A 17396-nucleotide genomic window follows, 5' to 3' on the forward strand; every position below is an offset into this window, starting at 1 on the left:
GTTACGGGGAGCGGTCCCGATAACCTTACGTGTCCACTCTGGTCAGGGATCTTTCGCCAATTCCCCCGCAGTACGGACAAACATCGCACCCCCAGCTCATGCGAAAGGCCTCGCTCATGGGTATTCGGAGTTTGTTGCGCAAGGTGTTCGGCCGCGAGCGTGCGGAGTCCGTCACCGCCACGGGTACCGATCAGCCGGAGCGAGCCGAACCGATGGTCCCGGCCCAGTCCCCGGCCTCGGACAAGGCCCCCCTGGACGCGGCCGCGGAACTCGTCGCGGCGTCCTTCGACAACCCCACCGTCCCCTCCCAGTCCGCACCGCGCGACTCCGACCCGGTGCCGGTGGGCGCCCCGGAGCAGCGCGCCTCGCTCGGCGTCGCGCCCCCGGCGGACGCCACCGTCCCGGAGGCCCGGCGCGAGTCGCCGGCCCCGGCCGCTGCCGCTGCCGATGCCGATGCCGCTGAGGTTGCGGAGCCGGAGCCCGCTGTCGCCGAGCCCGCGCCCGAGGCGGAGGCCTCCGTCGCGGAGGCCGAGCCCGAGCCGGTCACCGAAGAAGAGCCCGTCACCGCCGAGGCCGAGCCGGTCGTGGAGGCGGAGGCCCCGGTGGCCGAGGCCGAGCCGGCCGCTGCCGAGCCCGAGCCGGTCGTGGAGACCGAGCCCGTCGCTGCCGAGGCCGAGCCCGAGCCCGTCGTGGAAGCCGAGCCCGTGGCCGAGGTCGAGGCCGAGCCGGTGGCCGCCGAGGTCGTCGAGGGACCCGCGCGGACCCTCGCGCAGGTGCGCGCCGCGTCCAAGGAGCTCGCCGACCCCTACAAGGCCGCCGGCAGCGTGCTGCGCGGCCGTGGCGCCGCGGGCGCCCGCGCCAAGGTGTACCTGGTGCTGGACCGCTCCGGGTCGATGCGCCCGTTCTACAAGGACGGCAGCGCCCAGTACCTCGCCGACCACGCCGTCGCCCTCGCCGCGCACCTGGACGAGGACGCCACCGTGCACACCGTGTTCTTCTCCACGGACATCGACGGCACCCACGACCTCACCCCCGCCAACCACGCGAGCGTGGACGAGACCCACGCGGGCCTCGGCCGCATGGGCCGCACCAGCTACCACCGGGCCGTCGAGCAGGTCCTGGAGCACGTCGGCGACTCCGACGTGCCCACCCTGGTCGTCTTCCAGACCGACGGCGCCCCGGACGCCAGGCAGCCCGCCCGGCAGGCCGTGGCCGACGCGGCGAGCTCCGCGAAGAACGTCCACTGGCAGTTCGTGGCCTTCGGCGACCACGACAACAAGGCCTTCGACTTCCTGCGCAAGCTCGACGCGGACGCGGACAACGCGGGCTTCTTCCACGCGGGCCCCGAGCCCCGGGAGCTGACCTCCGCCGCGCTGGTCAAGGGCATCCTGGGCGACTTCCTGCGCTGATCCGGCAGGAGGCGTCACGGCACGGCACAGGGCCCGGAACCGACCTCGACGGTTCCGGGCCCTGCGCGTTTCCCACCTCACCAAGTGGTCCTAGAAGAGCAGCTCCCCGGCCGGGTAGCCGCTGCCGGTCCGGACGCGGGGCGCGTAGCCGCCCGCCCCGTCGCCCCTGTAGAAGTACAGGTCGCCGGCCGCGTCGCGGCCGAGCAGGTCGGCCCTGCCGTCGCCGTTCACGTCGCCGGGCGAGGTGAGGGCGGTGTAGACGTCCCAGTTGGTGCCGATCCTGACCCGGGTCTCGTACCCGCCCTGCCCGTTGCCCCGGAACAGCCACAGGTCGCCCGCGGCGTCGCGGGCCAGCAGGTCCGCCCGCCCGTCGCCGGAGAAGTCCCCGGGGCTCAGCAGGGCCTCGTACCCGGCCCAGCCGGCGCCGATCCGGACGGGCGCGGCGTAGGAGTGCGCACCGGTGCCGGCGTGGAGCCACAGGTCGCCCGCCGTGTCACGGGTGATCAGGTCGGCGCGGCCGTCACCGTTGGAGTCGCCGGGCGCGAGGATCCGGTCGTACGCGCCCCAGCCGGTGGCCGCCTGGACCCGGGTGGAGCCCGAGTACGTGCCGGCCGCGTCCGCCGGGTAGTGCCACAGGACGCCGCCCGCGTCCAGGGCGGCCAGGGTGGTGCCGCCCGTGGGACGGACCACCTGGCGCATCCCGGTCCAGCCGGTGCCGGTCTTGCAGGCGCCGGAGAGGGTGCCGTCGCCCTTGCCCGTGTACCGGAAGAGGGCGCCCGAGGCGTCGCGGCGGAAGAGCGCCCCGCCGGCGGGGGCGAAGGCGCCGCAGTCGGCCCAGGCGGCCGCGCCGCGCACCATCCGGTGGTCGGAGACCGCGGGATCGAGCGGCAGGGCGTCGCCCTTGGGGGTCTTGAAGTGGGCCCGGCTGAAGAACACGTAGTCGAGCTTCTTGTCCAGGCGGGTGGCCTCGCCCGACCGGCAGCGGGTCTGCGTCCCCGGCGTGCAGGCCGCCGGGTCGAAGAACTCCGTGTCGGTCTCGTCGGCCTCCACGAAGGTGCCCTCGGCGGCGTCGCCGATGGTCTTGTCGTAGAAGGGCCGCAGGGAGGTCGTGCGGGGCGTGTGGTTGAAGTCGCCGCCCAGCACCACGGGGGTGCCCTGGGCCTGCCACGCCTCGGCCTGGGCCGCGAGCTTCTCTGCCTCCGGGGCGGCGAGCGTGCCGTCGTCCCAGTAGAGGTGGACGGAGCAGGCCCAGTTGGCCCGGCTCTGTATGTAGTTCCGGACGCAGGGGATCCTGATGGGCTCCGCCTCGCCGCCGACCGTCAGGTCGAGGTCGGCGGTGGCGGTGACCGGGCCCTTCACGAGGACGGCGTTGCCGTAGTCGGCACCGCCGCAGACGGTCGCCTTCCCGGAGATCGTCGGCGTGTAGTGGCCCTTGAAGCCGAGCGGCGCCAGGCGGGAGAGGATCTCGTCGTACTGCGGCCGGCAGACCTCCTGGAGGAAGATCTGGTCGGCGTTCCAGGTGCCGACGGCGGCCTGGGACACGACGCTGTCGATCCGCTTGGCGTTGTCGTGGTCCGCGCCGACGCACATGTTGCCGCAGATGTTGTAGCTGACGAAGCGCAGGGGCGGGGCGGTGGCCGCGCCGACCGTGTCCGCCTGGGCGGGGGCGGCGAGGCCGACGGCCGCGGTGAGGGCGAGTACGGCCGAACCGAGGGCTGTCCAGGCGGACGCGGTACGGCGGCTCACCAGTTCGTACCGATCTGGACCGCGCTGCCGCCGGTGAACGACGGGCCGGAGTAGCGGTACAGGTTGCCGGTGGAGGCGTTGACGGCGACCAGGTCGCCCTTGCCGTCGCCGGTCACGTCGCCCACGCCGGCGAGGCCGCGCATGGAGTCCCAGTTGGTGCCGACCTTGACGCGGGCGGCGCCGCCGACGAAGTTCGGGCCCGAGTAGCGGTAGAGGTCGCCGGTGGCCTTCTCGACGGCGACGAGGTCGGCCGTACCGTCCCCGGTCACGTCGTCGACGCCGACGACGGTGGAGTAGATGTTCCAGCCGGTGCCGATCTGGACGCGGGTGCCGCCGCCGAAGGAGGGGCCGGCGTAGCGGTACAGGTTCCCGGTGGCCTTCTCGACGGCCACGAGGTCGCCCTTGCCGTCGCCGGTGACGTCGCCGACGGCGGCGATGTTCGTCATCGAGTCCCAGTTGCTGCCGATCTTGACCTTGGTGCCGCCGTTGTAGTTGGGGCCCGAGTAGCGGTAGAGGTCGCCGTTGTTCTTGTCGACGGCGACCAGGTCGCCCTTGCCGTCGCCCGTGACGTCCCCGACGCCGACGATGTCCGAGTACGCGTTCCAGCCGAAGCCGATCTTCACGCGGCTGCCGCCTCCGTAGCTCGGGCCGTAGTAGCGGTACAGGTCGCCGGTGGCGGCGTCGACGGCCACCAGCTCTCCCTTGCCGTCGCCGTTCAGGTCGCCGACGCCCGTGAGGTTGTTCATCCTGGCCTGGGGCAGCTCGGGTTCGGACGGGTACGGGTCCGCGTGGTCGGAGCCGAGGCCCGCGGCCGGTCCGCAGTGCGGCCAGGCGCCCTCGCCCTGCTCGGCGAGGACCTTCTCGCCGATGCGTATCTGCTGCTCCTTGGTGGCCTGGTGGGCGTACGAGGCGTACGCCGTGCCGCCGAAGGCGTCCCAGGTGGACTTCGAGAACTGCAGGCCGCCGTAGTAGCCGTTGCCGGTGTTGATGGACCAGTTCCCGCTGCTCTCGCACTGGGCGACCTTGTCCCAGGTGGCCACGGAGGCGGCCGAGGCGGGGGCCGCCGTGAGCAGGGGGAGGGTGAGCGCGGCGACCGGGGCGGCCACCAGGGCGAGCAGGGCGGACTTGTTGCGGGTGAAGACGGACATCTCGGGGGCACCTCTGGTGTCGTGGCGTCGGGGCGACGGGGCGTCAGGGCCTGCGGGCGGCTGTGCGCCGGGGTCGGCGGGGACCCGGGAGGGCACGGCGGGGCCGGGGGGCCGGCCCCGCCGTGCGGGAAGGCGGTGCCTTCCGGGGTGCCGCCTGTCGGATCAGGCGGTGCGGGCTACCACTTGACGCCGATCTGGACCGCGCTGGAGCCGGTGAAGCCGGGGCCGGAGTAGCGGTACAGGTTGCCGGTGGAGGCGTTGACCGCGAGGAGGTCCGGGACGCCGTCCTTGTCGAGGTCGCCGGGGCCCGTGAGGTTGATCATCGAGTCCCAGTTGGTGCCGATCTGGACGCGGGTGCCGCCGTTGAAGTTCGGGCCCGAGTAGCGGTACAGGTTGCCCGTCGAGGTCTCGACCGCGACGATGTCGGCCTTGCCGTCGCCCGTGATGTTCCCGACGCCGACGATGGTGGAGTAGATGTTCCAGCCGGTGCCGATCTGGACGCGGGTGCTGCCGCCGTACGACGGGCCGGAGTAGCGGTACAGGTTTCCGGTGGCGGTCTCGACGGCGATGATGTCGCCCTTGCCGTCGCCGGTGATGTCGCCGACCGACGCGATGCCGTGCATCGAGTCCCAGTTGGTGCCGACCTTCACGCGGTTCGAGCCGCTGTAGGACGGGCCGTAGTAGCGGTACAGGTCGCCGGTGGAGTTCTCGACGGCGATGATGTCGCCCTTGCCGTCGCCGTTCTGGTCGCCGACGCCGACGATCGTGCCCATGGTGTCCCAGTTGGTGCCGATCTTGACGCGGGCGGTGCCGCCGGTGAAGTTCGGGCCGGAGTAGCGGTACAGGTCACCGGTGGCGGAGTCGACGGCTATCACGTCGCCGACGCCGTCGCCCGTGATGTCGCCGACCGCGGTCACGTCGGTCATGCCGGTGTCCTTCACCGTGGCCGGGGACTCCGCGACCTTGTTGTAGCGGTACGCGGACATGCCCTCGCCCTGCATGTAGCTGCGGGTGACCTTGATGTGGCGGGCGTTGGTGCCCGGGCGGGCGTGCTCGTAGATCCACATCTCGGTGTGGGAGGAGTCGACCCACTTGTCGAAGAGGACGACGTGGGCGTTGACGTTGTTCAGCGCGTCGCCGGGCAGCAGCTGGTCGTAGCCGGAGAGCTTGGTGGAGTAGTCGGGCAGCGTCCAGGTGACCGCGCTGGTGTTGAGGTGCCAGGCCATCGAGACCAGGCCGGAGCAGTCGGTCCGGTAGTAGCGGCCCTGCGGGTCCCTGGCCGTGGCCCCCTGGTTGTACGGGACGGCGTTGTCCACCCAGAACTGGGCCCGCTCCAGGATCTCCTGACGGGTGATCTGCCCGCCGACGGTCGAGGTCGCGGTCTCCGCGGTCACGGCGGCCGGGGCAACCGCGGGGCTCGCGGCCTGGGCCGGGGACAGGCCGCCGAGGGCCAGGGCGCCGAGCGAGGCGGCGACGGCGGCGGCGGAGGCGATGCGACGGGTCGAAAGAGTCATGGACATGACAGAGGTCTCCTGGTGAGGAATTCGAGGTGAGGTGAGGTGTGAGGTGAGGTGGAGCAAGTCGAGGTGGCGGGGTCGACCGGTGCCGGAGCCGGCCGGCTCGGGCGCCTCCGGGCAGCGCGCACCGCGGCGCCGGCCGGCACGCGGTCAGGCGTGCGGAAGGGACCGGGCGGCGCCGGGAGGGCCGTGACCCGCGTTCGGGGAGAGGGGGAGAACCGCACCGGGACGGAGCCGGTGCACCGAGGGGACCGGGGCGTCAGCGCGCCGGTCGGCGGCCTGCGGCCGCGGAGAGGTGGATGCCCGTCACTCCGCCGGTTGCAGGGGGGTGTAGCCCTGCGCGGCGAGCGGGGCGGAGGCACGGCCGAGGAGCGCGAGCGCTCCGCACGGGACGCCGGTGCCGTACGCACTGCTCAGCAGGAACACCGCCTCCAGACCGACCCAGTGGGGCCGTACCCGGATGTGTTCGAGCCGGTCGGCGGGGTCCGTGTGGGCCCAGAGCAGGTCCTGGACGAGGTCGGCGCGCTTCCGGCTGCCGTCCACGTCCGCCGCACCGAGCAGCAGCGCCGTGACCATGTGCATGAGGATCAGTCCCAGCCGATCACACCCGCGCCACCGCCGGCGACCGCCGTCGAACCGGCCGGGGCCGAGTCCCAGCCGATGACCGGCTTGCCGGCCGCGACAGCGCCGGGCTTGGCGGAGTCCCACCCGATGACCCCCTGGGCCGCGCCGGTGCCGGCGGCGGCGAGGAGAACGGTGAGAGCGGCGGTGGCGAGGTGCTTGGACATGGACATCGGATCCCCCTGAGGTGCAGACATTACCGTCAACTTGGCTTCTTCTCCCGAGGCGTTGGGCTGTTTCCGGTGTCCCGCCGCCCTCTCGGTGATCACCATCCTGCAGGGGTCGGGAACCCTCCGGAAGGCTTTCCGGGTGGCACCAAGAGGGCTGGCACGGAGGTGCCACCTCGCCCGAACCTCCTTGCGGATCGGTGGCCGTATGCCGACGATGGGCCGGGGGACGATCAAGATCACGGCGGGCTTCCGGATGCGCGCCGAGGACCCGGGGGTGGGGAGAACATGCTGGAAGTGCTGGGTCTGGGGGCCTCGGCGGAGTCCGTGTACCGAGGGCTGCTGGAGCACCCGGGTGCCGGCGTCGCCGAGCTGTGCGAGCTGCTGGGGATGCCCGAGACCGAGGTACGGGACGGTCTGGACCGGCTCATCGACCTGGAGCTGCTGCAGCCGTCGCGCGACGTGCCCGGCCTCCTCCGGGCCCTCACCCCGGACGTCGGCCTCGAACTGATCCTGCGCCGGCAGGAGGCCGAACTGGTGCGCCGCCAGCAGGAGCTGGCGGCCGGCAAGGAGGCGATGGCCCGGGCCGTCGCCAGCTTCTCCGGACTGCGCGCCGGCACCGAGGTGGACGGCGCCGAACGGCTCATGGGCCTGGACGCGATCCAGCGGAGGCTGGAGACGCTCGCCCGGGACCTGCGCCACGAGTGCCTGGCCATCCAGCCCGGCGCCCAGTCGCAGGCCAGCCTCGACGCCTCGCGCCCCCTGGACCAGGACGCGCTGGCCCGCGGCATCAGCCTGCGGGTCATCCACCAGGACTCCGCCCGCAACGACCCCCCCACCCGGGCCTACGCGCGCTGGATCACCGAACTGGGCGGCGAGATCCGCACCAGCCCGGTCGTCCCGCCCCGGATGCTGATCTTCGACCGGACGACCGCGCTGGTCCCGATCGACCCCGCCAACAGCAGGCTCGGCGCCCTGTGCACCAGCACGCCGGGCATCGTCAGCTCCCTGATCGCCCTCTTCGAGCAGACCTGGGAAGCGGCCGTCCCGCTGGGCGCCGACACCCGCGCCCGCGGCGACGAGGACGGCCCGTCCCCGGCCGAGCTGGAACTGCTGAAGCTGCTCGCCTCCGGCCTGACCGACGAGGCCGCCGGCAAGCGCCTCGGCGTCTCGCTGCGCACCGTCCGCCGCCAGATGTCCGCCCTCATGGAACGGCTGGACGCGGGCAGCCGCTTCGAAGCGGGCCTGAAGGCGGCCCAACGCGGCTGGCTCTGATCACCGGACGGTAACACTTGGAAGCCGGGCCCCGCGGCGTACAACCCTGCGGGGCCCTGGCGGGTCTCCTGTGCGAAACCAATCGACTTCGTTCACGGGGAACACATGCGTCGCTCCTTTTCCGTCCGCTCCCGGCGCTCTCTGGCCACGTTCGTAGCGCTGGCCGCCGTTGCCGGTGCCGCACCGGTCCTCGCGTCCGGCACCGCCGTCGCCGCCGACCTGGGCCCGTGGTCGCAGGCGTGGAAGGTCAACGGCACCAACGCCCCCACCCACCCGATGGACCTCGTCAGCGCCCCGGACGGCTCCGCCGTCGCCCTGTGGCGCTGGAAGGACACCGAGACCTCGCACTGGAAGCTCTACGCGGCCCGCCGCCCGGCCGGTGCGAACTGGACGGGCCCCCGGCTGCTGGCCACCACGCCCACCGAGCTCGGTGCCTGGGACGCGCACCTCACGGTCGCCGGCGGCCGGGCCGTCGCGATCTGGACCGAGTTCCCCGACGACCTCGGCCCGGGCAGCGAGACCCGCACCGCCGGCCGGGTCGTGACCGCCACGCAGAACGCCGACGGCGACACCTGGTCGACGCCGCAGCCGCTCGTGGACAAGGACGCGAACGTCGAGCCGGGCGACACGAGCCTGGCGGCCGGACCCGACGGCAGCGTGACCGCGGCGTGGAACGCGCACCCGCTGGGCAGCGGCAAGCCGGAGGTCTGGACGGCCACCCGCACACCCGCCGGCGTCTGGTCCGCTCCGGTCCAGGTCAGCACCGCCGCCGCGGACGGCCAGGGCGGTACCGCCGCCCCGCGCGTGACCGTGGACGCGGACGGCACCGCCGTCGTCGCCTACCGCCAGGAGGACGGCGAGGGCAGCAGCATCCGTACGACGAGCCGCGCGGCCGGCGCCGCGTCCTGGACCACCCCCGCCCCGGTCGCCACCTCGGCCGGTTCCCTCGGCTTCCCGCGCCTGGCCACCGCCGCCGGCAAGGTGGCGCTGACCTGGAGCGAGTCCGACCCCGAGTCGGGCAACGCGACCTTCCACTCGGCCGTCGCGGCCGACCCGGCCACCGGCTGGACCGAGACGAAGCCGTTCACCGCCGGCGGGAGCACCGGCACCCCCGAGACCGTCCTGGAGCCCGACGGCGACCTGACCGCGGTCTGGGTCGACTACCGGGATGCGGACTCCTTCGGCACCCGCACCACCACCCTGGACCACGCCACCGGCACCTGGTCCGCGGTGCAGACGCTCTCCACCCGCTACGTCCCCGAGCAGTTCGACGTGGCCATGGGCACCGACGGGACCGTGCGCGTCCTGTGGACACAGGAACAGGCCGACGGCACCGGCCGCGAGCTGTTCCAGGCCGCCCGGACCGGCGACAAGTGGTCCACGGCGAGTGCGATCAAGGGCTCGCAGGGCGACACCGCGTACGGCCAGATCACCGCGGACGGCAAGGCCAACTCCGTCGCCGTCTGGTCCGGCGACAGCGGAACCGCCGAGTACCTCTGGTACGCGTACACCACCGAGTACGTCCCGCCGCTGGCCGTGGTCTCCTCGACCGTCCCCGCGACGATCCCGCTCGCCGGCACCAACACCAGCAGCAAGCCCTGGGCCGCGGTCTGGACCGTCAACCACTCCTTCAGCAACTACACGTTGACGGTCACCGACCTGCGCGGCAACGTGCTGAAGGCGCTGAAGGGCGTCACCAGCACCAACAAGATCGAGCCCGGCTGGAACGGCCGCACCACCTCCGGCGCGGTCACCCCCAACGGCCCGGTCAAGTGGACCCTCAAGGGCACCGCCGCGGGCGGGACCACCGAGGTCGCCCTCGCCTCCGGCAACGCCACCGTCACCGGCGGCGGCGCGGTCTACCGCGACTTCGGCAGCGCCTCGGGCACCCCGGACGGCTTCGGCGACGCGGTCGTGACGACCACCAACGGCGGCATCCGGTCCATCTTCGGCGACCGCGCCACCGGCGCGTTCAAGGGCTCGGCCACCGGCTACGGCTGGCCCGCCGGCATCCGCGTGGTGCCGGTCAAGGACATGAGCGGCGACCGCTGCAACGACTTCCTCGTCCGCAACTCCAAGGGCGAGCTGCGCCGTTACACCCCGGCCTGCGGCAAGCTGCCCACGCCGGCCACCACCAGCCGCCTGATCGGCGGCGGCTGGAACCAGTACGACGTCCTGACGTCCACCACCGACGTCACCGGCGACGGCCGACCGGACCTGGTCGCCCGGAACGCCTCCACCGGTTACCTGTACCTGTACGCCCGCACCAGCGACGGCGTCTTCGCCCCGCGGGTCCAGCTGTCCGGCGGGTACAAGCAGTACAAGAAGGTCGTCGGCGCCGGCGACCTGAACGGCGACGGCAAGGGCGACCTGCTGCTGCAGGACTCCTACAACAACGCCTACCGGATGTACGGCCAGGGCAACGGCACCTTCTCGAACCCGGACTACATCGGCGCCAAGTGGGGCGTCTCGTACAACTCCGTGGTCTCGGCCGGCGACTTCAACGGCGACGGCAAGGACGACCTGCTCGCCCGCGACACCTCCGGCAACATCTGGCGCCACTACGGCACCGCCAACGGCGCCCTCGGCGCCGGCGTGAAGATCGCCACCGGCTGGCAGGTCTACGGCGGCCTGGTCTAGCAGGACGCGCCGGGGGCCGTACGTCCGTACGGCCCCCGGGCAAGCCGAAGGGGCCCGGGATCCTGAGCGGATCCCGGGCCCCTTCGTACGACCGGTGTGGCCGGCGTGACCGGTACGACCGGTACGACTACCGCGCGGCGTCCGGGTGGACGGCCTCGGAGACCGGGCGGTCGCCGGTGGCCTTCTTCTCGACCGGCTTGCGCAGGGCGATGTTCAGCTCGCGCAGGCGGGCCTCCTCCAGCTCCGTCGGCGCGCCCATCATCAGGTCCTGGGCGTTGCCGTTGAGCGGGAAGGCGATGGTCTCGCGGATGTTCGGCTCGTCGGCCAGCAGCATCACGATGCGGTCCACGCCCGGGGCGATGCCGCCGTGCGGCGGGGCGCCGTACTGGAAGGCGCGCAGCATGCCCGCGAACTCGGTCTCGACGGTCTCCTTGGAGTAGCCGGCGATCTCGAAGGCCTTGAACATGATCTCGGGCTCGTGGTTCCGGATGGCACCGGAGGAGAGCTCGATGCCGTTGCAGACGATGTCGTACTGCCAGCCGAGGACGTCCAGCGGGTCCTGGGTCTCCAGGGCCTCCAGCCCGCCCTGCGGCATCGAGAAGGGGTTGTGCGAGAAGTCGATCTTGCCGGTCTCCTCGTCCTTCTCGTACATCGGGAAGTCGACGATCCACGCGAAGCGGAACACGCCCTCCTCGAACTGGCCCGCGCGCTTGGCCGCCTCGACACGGACCGGGCCCATGATCTTGGAGACCTCGTCGAACTCGCCGGCGCCGAAGAACACGGCGTGGCCGGGGGCCAGGCCCAGGCGCTCGGTGAGGACCTTGACGTTCTCCTCGGTGAGGAACTTGGCGATCGGGCCGGTGAGGGCGTTCTCCTCGCCCACGCGGACCCAGGCCAGGCCCTTGGCGCCCAGGGAGACGGCGAAGTCGCCCAGGCCGTCGAAGAACTTGCGCGGCTGGTCGCCCGTGTCCGGCACGGCCAGGGCACGGACGTGCTTGCCGGCGAAGGCCTTGAACTCGGAGTTCTCGAAGACGTCGGTGATGTCGACGAGCTCCAGCGAGGTGCGCAGGTCCGGCTTGTCGTTGCCGTACTTCAGCATCGACTCGCGGAACGGGATGCGCGGGAACGGGGAGCTGACGTGGCGGCCGCCGCCGAACTCCTCGAAGAGCTCGGTCATCAGCTTCTCGACGGGCTGGAAGACGTCCTCCTGCTCGACGAAGGACATCTCGATGTCGAGCTGGTAGAACTCGCCCGGCGAACGGTCGGCGCGGGCGTCCTCGTCGCGGAAGCAGGGCGCGATCTGGAAGTAGCGGTCGAAGCCCGAGATCATCAGCAGCTGCTTGAACTGCTGCGGGGCCTGCGGCAGGGCGTAGAACTTGCCCGGGTTCAGGCGGGACGGGACCACGAAGTCGCGCGCGCCCTCGGGGGAGGTCGCGGTCAGGATCGGGGTCGCCATCTCGTTGAAGCCGAGGGACACCATCTTGTGGCGGATCGCGCCGATGACGGCGGAGCGCAGCATGATGTTGCGGTGCATGCGCTCGCGGCGCAGGTCGAGGAAGCGGTACTCCAGGCGGCGCTCCTCGTTCACACCGTCGTCGGTGTTGATCGTGAAGGGCAGCGGGGCGGCGGCGCCGAGCACCTCGACCGCGGCGGCCTCGATCTCGATCTCGCCGGTCGGCAGCTCGGGGTTGATGTTCTCCGCGCCACGGGAGACGACCTTGCCGTCGACCCGGACCACGGTCTCCTTGGAGAGCTTGTCCAGGACCTCGGCGGCCGCGGTGCCGGGACGGGCGACGAGCTGCGTGATGCCGTAGTGGTCGCGCAGATCGATGAAGAGGATGCCGCCCAGGTCTCGACGATTGTGCAGCCAGCCGCTCAGCCGGACGTCGGTGCCGACGTCAGAGGCGCGGAGCTCGCCGCAGGTGTGGGACCTGTACCGATGCATCGTTCATCCAGTTCTTCGCGACAGCGCGTCTTTCGCGACGCGATAGCAGGGTGTGAGTCAACCCTCCCAAGGTTACCGCCCGGGCGCGACCGGCACGGCGGGCCGCCGCGGACGCCCCCCGTCCGGTACGGCCCCGCCCCCGCCGGGGTGCCGCGACAGGCCGTGCGCGCCGATGACCTGTAAAGATGAATCAATGCGCACCGAGGACGTCCTGGCCGCGATCGCGACCGGCCTGTGGCGGTGGGACAACGCCTCCGGGACGGTCACCCTCGACGGCGAGGCCGCCCGGCTGCTCGGGCTGCCCGCGGAGCCCGTGGAGCTCCCCGAGGTCGCCGTCCGCTCCCGCTTCCACCCGGTGGACTGGAACGAGATCAACGGCATCGTGAACCTGGCCGTCGCCGAGGGCACCCTCGCCGAGGCCCGGCTGCGCATCATGGACGAGGACGGCCGGGTGCTGCGCACCGTCCGCAGCCGCTCGAAGCCGCTGGCGAACGTCACGCCCGAGGGGCGCCAGGACTACCAGCTGATCGGCACGATCCAGGAGATCGCCGAGCCGCAACCGGGCACCACCGCCGCCCACACCCCCATCACCGGCGACTGGCGCCGCTCCCGCGAGGCCTTCCTGCTGGACGCCGGCCGGGCGCTGGCCGAGGCCAGGTCCACGGCCGAGGTGCTGCGGGTGGCCGCCTCCCTCTCTATGCCGGGCTTCAACCCGGACGGGCTGGCCGTCTTCGGGGTGGCCGGGGAGCGGCTGTCGATCATCGGGCACCACGGGCACCTGCCGGGGGACGAGATCCCCTTCAGCGACATGCGGCTGGACACGGACTACCCGGCGGCCGAGGTCGTGCGCACCGGGCGGGCGATCTACCTGCCCACGCCGGAGGAGTACCGGCGGCGCTTCCCCGCGACCTGGCCGCTGGCCCAGCGCTTCGGGCGGATCTCCTGGGCCTACCTGCCGCTGATCGTCGCCGGCCGGACCATGGGCGCCTGGATGGCCGCGTTCAAGCACCCGGTCTCCTTCTCCCCCGACGAGCGCTCGGTGCTCACCACCGTGGCCCGGATGCTGGCCCAGGCCCTCCAGCGGGCCGGCGTCGCGGAGTCCGAGAAGGAGCTGGCCACCGGCCTGCAGCGGTCGATGATGCCCACCCTCGGCCCCTCGATCCCGGGCATGCAGGTCGCGGCGCGGTACGTGCCCACCGGCGGCGGCCTCCAGGTGGGCGGCGACTGGTACGACATGATCCCGCTGCCCTCGGGCCGCTTCGCCCTGGTCATCGGGGACGTCCAGGGGCACGACGTACGCGCGGCCGGGCTGATGGGCCAGCTGCGGATCGCCGTGCGCGCCTATGCCTCCGAGGGGCACCGCCCCGACGCGGTGCTCTCCCGCGCCTCGCGCTTCCTGGCCGGACTGCACGCCTCCTCCGAGGAGGAGGCGGAGCCGTACGACGACGCCGACTTCCGCAGCCCGCGCTTCGCCACCTGCCTGTACGCCGAGTGCGACCCGGAGACGGGGGTGCTGGAGGTCGCCCGGGCCGGCCATCCCGAGCCGGCGATCCGGATGACGGACGGCACCGTGCTGATGCGGCCCACGGCCGGCGGCCTGCCGCTGGGGATCATCCCGGACACGGACTACCCGACCACCCGGTTCACGCTGGAGCCGGGCGAGACGATGATGCTCTGCACCGACGGCCTGATCGAGACCGGCGGACACGACCTCGACACCGGCTGGGCCCGGCTGCGCGAGGTCCTGGAGGGCGAGACGCACCGGGCGGAGAGCCTCGACAAGCTCGCGGACGCGCTGGTCTCCGCCGTGCACGGCCCGTCCTCGCACCACACCACCGGACCGCTGGCCGACCGCCGCGAGGACGACATCGCGGTGGTCCTGCTGTGCCGCGAGGGCCCCGGCTGCGGCTGCGGCGAGTCCGTCTCGCACCCGTCCCGGCCGGCCCGCCGCACCATGCTGACCGTGGCGCAGGCCGAGCCCGAGCGCATCGCCGGAGCGCGCCGGCAGATCCGGGAGCTGCTGCACGACTGGGCGGACGCGGATCAGGTGGACTCGGCGGTGCTGATGGTCTCCGAGATGCTCACCAACGTGCTGATGCACACCGACGGCGACGCGATGCTGCTGGCCGAGGCCAGCGGCGAACTCGGTGCGCGGCGGCTGCGCGTGGAGGTCGCCGACGGCAGCGACGAACTCCCCCACAAGCGCCAGCCTGGCGAGATGGCGAGCAGCGGCCGGGGCGTGCTGCTGACGGAGATGCTGGCCGACACCTGGGGCGTGGACCCGCGCGGCGAGGGCAAGTCGATCTGGTTCGAGCTGTACGAGCGCTCGAAGCCGGCCGAGGACGCGGCACCGGACGCGACGACGGGCGAGAAGCCGGACGCGAAGGCGGTGTGACGGCGGACGCAGGCCCCGACCGGCCCTGAGCGCACCGTGGTTGGATGACGGGATGCCGAACAGTCCCCTGCTCCCCGACCCCGTGCGCCGCGTCGCCGCCTGGTGCGCCGTCTTCCTCCTCGTCACCGGCGTGGCCGCGGTCCTGGTCTGGCTGTGCATCACCTTCAAGGCGGCCGTCACGCCCGTGCTGCTCGCCGTGCTCGGCGCGGCCCTGCTCAGGCCGATGCACAGGCGGCTGATCCGGATGCGGGTGAACCGTTCCCTCGCCGCCGCGCTGACCTGCCTCGCTGTGGTCGCGGTGGTCGGCGGGGCGACGTACGTGGTCGTGCTGGCGCTGATCGAGACCGGCGACCAGATCGTCCTGTCCCTGCGCAAGGCCGGCGAGGACCTCCGCGAGCACTTCGGGGCGGCCGGCACCTCGCTGTCCGACCTGGCCAAGAACTCTCGGGAGCTGCTCTCGAAGTTCGGCGGCACCGCCGCCTCCGGCGTGATCACGGGGCTCAGCGTGGTGGGGCAGGGGTTCGCGACCGCCCTGCTCGCGATGCTCCTGATCTTCTTCTTCCTGCGCGACTCCCACCGGGCGGCGACCGGCCTGCGCTCCCTCGTGCCGAGCCGCTCGGGCGACCTGATCGAGGCGATGGGCCGGCGCGCCTTCGAGGCCGTCGAGGGCTTCATGCGCGGCACCACCTTCATCGCCGCGATCGACGGCGTGCTGATCACCATCGGTCTGCTGATCCTCAAGGTGCCGGGGGCGGTGGGCCTGGGTGCGCTGGTCTTCGTGACGGCCTACATCCCCTACCTCGGCGCGTTCCTCTCGGGCGCGATCGCGGTGCTCGTGGCCTTCGCCGACCGGGGCTGGGTGGTCGCGCTGTGGACCCTGGGCGTGGTGCTGGCGGTCCAGGTCATCGAGGGCAACGTGCTGCAGCCGGTGGTGCAGAGCCGTACGGTCCAGATGCACCCGGCGGTGGTCATGCTGGCCATCACCGCGGGGGCGAGCGTCGCGGGCATCCTCGGCATGCTGCTGGCCGTCCCGCTGACCGCCGCGGCCTTCGGCGTCGTCTCGGAGCTGCGGGCGCGGTACACGAACACGCCCGGGCCGGTGCCGGACGAAGTCGGGTAGCCCGGGCGACAGGAGCCGGCCGCACGCTTGCGCGTGCGGCCGGCTCCGTTGCATTCCGTTGCGTTCCGTCCTGCTCCGTTCCCGCGGGACGTCAGTCCTCGTCGGCCTCACCCGTGCCGCGGTGGCCGAGGCCGGTGCGGGCGGTCGTGGGGATGACGCCCAGGCGGCCGGCCTGGAAGTCGTCGAAGGCCTGCTGGAGTTCGGCGCGGCTGTTCATCACGAACGGGCCGTAGTGCGCCATCGGCTCGCGGATCGGGCGGCCGCCGAGCAGGACGACCTCCAGGTCCGGGGCGTTGGAGTCCTGACTCTCGTCGGCCCGCAGCGTGATCGAGCCGCCCTCGCCGAACACGGCCGTCTGGCCGGTGTGGACCGGGCGCCGGTCCGTGCCGACGCTGCCGCGGCCGGCCAGCACGTACGCGAGGGCGTTGAAGTCCTCGCGCCAGGGCAGCGTGAGCTGCGCGCCGGGGGTGACGGTGGCGTGGATCATCGTGATGGGGGTGTGGGTGATGCCCGGGCCCTGGTGGCCGTCGAGCTCGCCCGCGATCACGCGGAGCAGCGCGCCGCCGTCGGGGGTGCTGAGCAGCTTGACCCTGCCGCCGCCGATGTCCTGGTAGCGCGGGGGCATCATCTTGTCCGAGGCCGGGAGGTTCACCCACAGCTGGAGGCCGTGGAAGAGCCCGCCGCTGACGACGAGGGACTCCGGCGGGGCCTCGATGTGGAGCAGTCCGGCCCCGGCGGTCATCCACTGGGTGTCGCCGCCGTTGATGACCCCGCCGCCGCCGTTGCTGTCCTGGTGCACGAACGTGCCGTCGATCAGGTATGTGACGGTCTCGAAGCCGCGGTGAGGGTGCCAGGGCGTGCCCTTGGGCTCGCCGGGCGCGTACTCCACCTCCCCCATCTGGTCCATCATGATGAACGGGTCGAGGTGGCGGTAGTTGATCCCGGCGAAGGCACGGCGCACCGGGAAGCCCTCGCCCTCGAATCCACCGGGCGCGGTGGTCACGGCCAGCACGCGCCGCGCCTCCGTCCCCTGTCCGGGCTCGGCGACCCGGGGAAGCGTCAACGGGTTCTCAACAGTCACTGCAGGCATGGTCCGGCCTCCTTCTGCCTCGAGTTTAGTTGAAACTCGAACTTTCTGCCATCCCTGCAACCCGAATGGCCCCGGAGGAATTTCCTCCGGGGCCATTCTGGGCGCTGACCTGGGCCTCTTACGGCAGGCAGTGGGGTGCCTGGACTCGGCCGGCCGGGTCAGCAGGCCTGCCGGTCAGGTGTTGCAGGCCGGGTTGGTGTCGCGGCACAGGTGGGCCGGCGCGGCGGCCGCCTCGCCCGCCGCGACCACTCCGGCGCCCAGGGCCAGCGCCACCGCGGCCATCAGTGCGGCCGCCTTCGCGCGGATCGACGTACGCGTCATCT

Annotated in this window: 13 protein-coding genes; 5 read left to right on the plus strand and 8 right to left on the minus strand. The window is 72.5% G+C overall.

Annotated features, from left to right (window positions below; all coding sequences use genetic code 11):
• The first annotated feature begins 116 nt into the window (after nucleotides 1-116).
• Nucleotides 117-1409 carry a VWA domain-containing protein gene (locus tag ACIF6F_RS09885; RefSeq protein ID WP_399943762.1) on the plus strand — a complete coding sequence of 431 codons (1293 nt, stop codon included), beginning with the start codon at nucleotides 117-119 and terminating at the stop codon, nucleotides 1407-1409.
• Between the two features lie 90 nt (nucleotides 1410-1499).
• Here the strand turns inward: ACIF6F_RS09885 and ACIF6F_RS09890 are convergent, their stop codons facing one another.
• The 5 genes from ACIF6F_RS09890 to ACIF6F_RS09910 form a co-directional block, all read right to left on the minus strand.
• The gene (locus ACIF6F_RS09890) at nucleotides 1500-3155 is read right to left on the minus strand and encodes an endonuclease/exonuclease/phosphatase family protein (RefSeq protein WP_399943764.1); all 1656 of its coding nucleotides are present in this window, start codon (nucleotides 3153-3155) and stop codon (nucleotides 1500-1502) included.
• Nucleotides 3152-4303, minus strand: coding sequence for a transglycosylase family protein (locus ACIF6F_RS09895; protein WP_399943766.1), 1152 nt, complete (start codon nucleotides 4301-4303; stop codon nucleotides 3152-3154). Before ACIF6F_RS09895 ends, ACIF6F_RS09890 begins: the two co-directional genes overlap by 4 nt.
• 176 nt (nucleotides 4304-4479) lie before the next feature.
• A complete protein-coding gene (locus ACIF6F_RS09900; RefSeq protein ID WP_399943769.1) occupies nucleotides 4480-5823 on the minus strand; it encodes an FG-GAP repeat domain-containing protein in 1344 nt (447 codons plus the stop codon).
• Nucleotides 5824-6126: 303 nt separating this feature from the next.
• Complete coding sequence (locus tag ACIF6F_RS09905) at nucleotides 6127-6402, minus strand: hypothetical protein (protein ID WP_399943772.1); 276 nt, start codon at nucleotides 6400-6402, stop codon at nucleotides 6127-6129.
• Nucleotides 6403-6407: 5 nt separating this feature from the next.
• Nucleotides 6408-6614, minus strand: coding sequence for a hypothetical protein (locus ACIF6F_RS09910; protein ID WP_399943775.1), 207 nt, complete (start codon nucleotides 6612-6614; stop codon nucleotides 6408-6410).
• Between the two features lie 282 nt (nucleotides 6615-6896).
• On the opposite strand from ACIF6F_RS09910, the gene ACIF6F_RS09915 reads away from it, so the two are divergent.
• Both ACIF6F_RS09915 and ACIF6F_RS09920 read left to right on the plus strand, forming a co-directional pair.
• Nucleotides 6897-7883 carry a LuxR C-terminal-related transcriptional regulator gene (locus tag ACIF6F_RS09915; protein WP_399943778.1) on the plus strand — a complete coding sequence of 329 codons (987 nt, stop codon included), beginning with the start codon at nucleotides 6897-6899 and terminating at the stop codon, nucleotides 7881-7883.
• A gap of 105 nt (nucleotides 7884-7988) precedes the next feature.
• Nucleotides 7989-10523, plus strand: coding sequence for an FG-GAP-like repeat-containing protein (locus ACIF6F_RS09920; protein WP_399943780.1), 2535 nt, complete (start codon nucleotides 7989-7991; stop codon nucleotides 10521-10523).
• 127 nt (nucleotides 10524-10650) lie between these two features.
• Here the strand turns inward: ACIF6F_RS09920 and aspS are convergent, their stop codons facing one another.
• Nucleotides 10651-12468, minus strand: a complete 1818-nt coding sequence (gene aspS, locus ACIF6F_RS09925) for an aspartate--tRNA ligase (protein WP_399943783.1) — start codon at nucleotides 12466-12468, stop codon at nucleotides 10651-10653.
• A gap of 193 nt (nucleotides 12469-12661) precedes the next feature.
• On the opposite strand from aspS, the gene ACIF6F_RS09930 reads away from it, so the two are divergent.
• Nucleotides 12662-14863 carry a SpoIIE family protein phosphatase gene (locus ACIF6F_RS09930; RefSeq protein ID WP_399943786.1) on the plus strand — a complete coding sequence of 734 codons (2202 nt, stop codon included), beginning with the start codon at nucleotides 12662-12664 and terminating at the stop codon, nucleotides 14861-14863.
• Nucleotides 14864-14915: 52 nt separating this feature from the next.
• Nucleotides 14916-15983, plus strand: a complete 1068-nt coding sequence (locus ACIF6F_RS09935; RefSeq protein ID WP_399943788.1) for an AI-2E family transporter — start codon at nucleotides 14916-14918, stop codon at nucleotides 15981-15983.
• A gap of 91 nt (nucleotides 15984-16074) precedes the next feature.
• On the opposite strand, the gene ACIF6F_RS09940 is transcribed toward ACIF6F_RS09935, so the two are convergent.
• Together ACIF6F_RS09940 and ACIF6F_RS09945 are read right to left on the minus strand one after the other, a co-directional pair.
• Nucleotides 16075-17073, minus strand: a complete 999-nt coding sequence (locus tag ACIF6F_RS09940) for a pirin family protein (protein WP_399943790.1) — start codon at nucleotides 17071-17073, stop codon at nucleotides 16075-16077.
• Between the two features lie 174 nt (nucleotides 17074-17247).
• Nucleotides 17248-17394: a hypothetical protein gene (locus ACIF6F_RS09945; protein WP_399943792.1), complete on the minus strand. Its 147-nt coding sequence runs from the start codon at nucleotides 17392-17394 to the stop codon at nucleotides 17248-17250.
• Between the last annotated feature and the right edge of the window lie 2 nt (nucleotides 17395-17396).

Origin of the sequence: Streptomyces sp. NPDC086023, from assembly GCF_044540325.1 — a bacterium.
Taxonomy (GTDB): domain Bacteria; phylum Actinomycetota; class Actinomycetes; order Streptomycetales; family Streptomycetaceae; genus Streptomyces.

Coding starts and splice junctions, on each gene's coding strand:
- ACIF6F_RS09935 (WP_399943788.1), top strand. CDS start 14,916: ATGCCGAACAGTCCCCTGCTCCCCGACCCCGTGCGCCGCGTCGCCGCC.
- ACIF6F_RS09885 (WP_399943762.1), top strand. CDS start 117: ATGGGTATTCGGAGTTTGTTGCGCAAGGTGTTCGGCCGCGAGCGTGCG.
- ACIF6F_RS09900 (WP_399943769.1), bottom strand. CDS start 5,823: ATGTCCATGACTCTTTCGACCCGTCGCATCGCCTCCGCCGCCGCCGTC.
- ACIF6F_RS09945 (WP_399943792.1), bottom strand. CDS start 17,394: ATGACGCGTACGTCGATCCGCGCGAAGGCGGCCGCACTGATGGCCGCG.
- ACIF6F_RS09915 (WP_399943778.1), top strand. CDS start 6,897: ATGCTGGAAGTGCTGGGTCTGGGGGCCTCGGCGGAGTCCGTGTACCGA.
- aspS (WP_399943783.1), bottom strand. CDS start 12,468: ATGCATCGGTACAGGTCCCACACCTGCGGCGAGCTCCGCGCCTCTGAC.
- ACIF6F_RS09910 (WP_399943775.1), bottom strand. CDS start 6,614: ATGTCCATGTCCAAGCACCTCGCCACCGCCGCTCTCACCGTTCTCCTC.
- ACIF6F_RS09905 (WP_399943772.1), bottom strand. CDS start 6,402: ATGCACATGGTCACGGCGCTGCTGCTCGGTGCGGCGGACGTGGACGGC.
- ACIF6F_RS09895 (WP_399943766.1), bottom strand. CDS start 4,303: ATGTCCGTCTTCACCCGCAACAAGTCCGCCCTGCTCGCCCTGGTGGCC.
- ACIF6F_RS09940 (WP_399943790.1), bottom strand. CDS start 17,073: ATGCCTGCAGTGACTGTTGAGAACCCGTTGACGCTTCCCCGGGTCGCC.
- ACIF6F_RS09930 (WP_399943786.1), top strand. CDS start 12,662: ATGCGCACCGAGGACGTCCTGGCCGCGATCGCGACCGGCCTGTGGCGG.
- ACIF6F_RS09920 (WP_399943780.1), top strand. CDS start 7,989: ATGCGTCGCTCCTTTTCCGTCCGCTCCCGGCGCTCTCTGGCCACGTTC.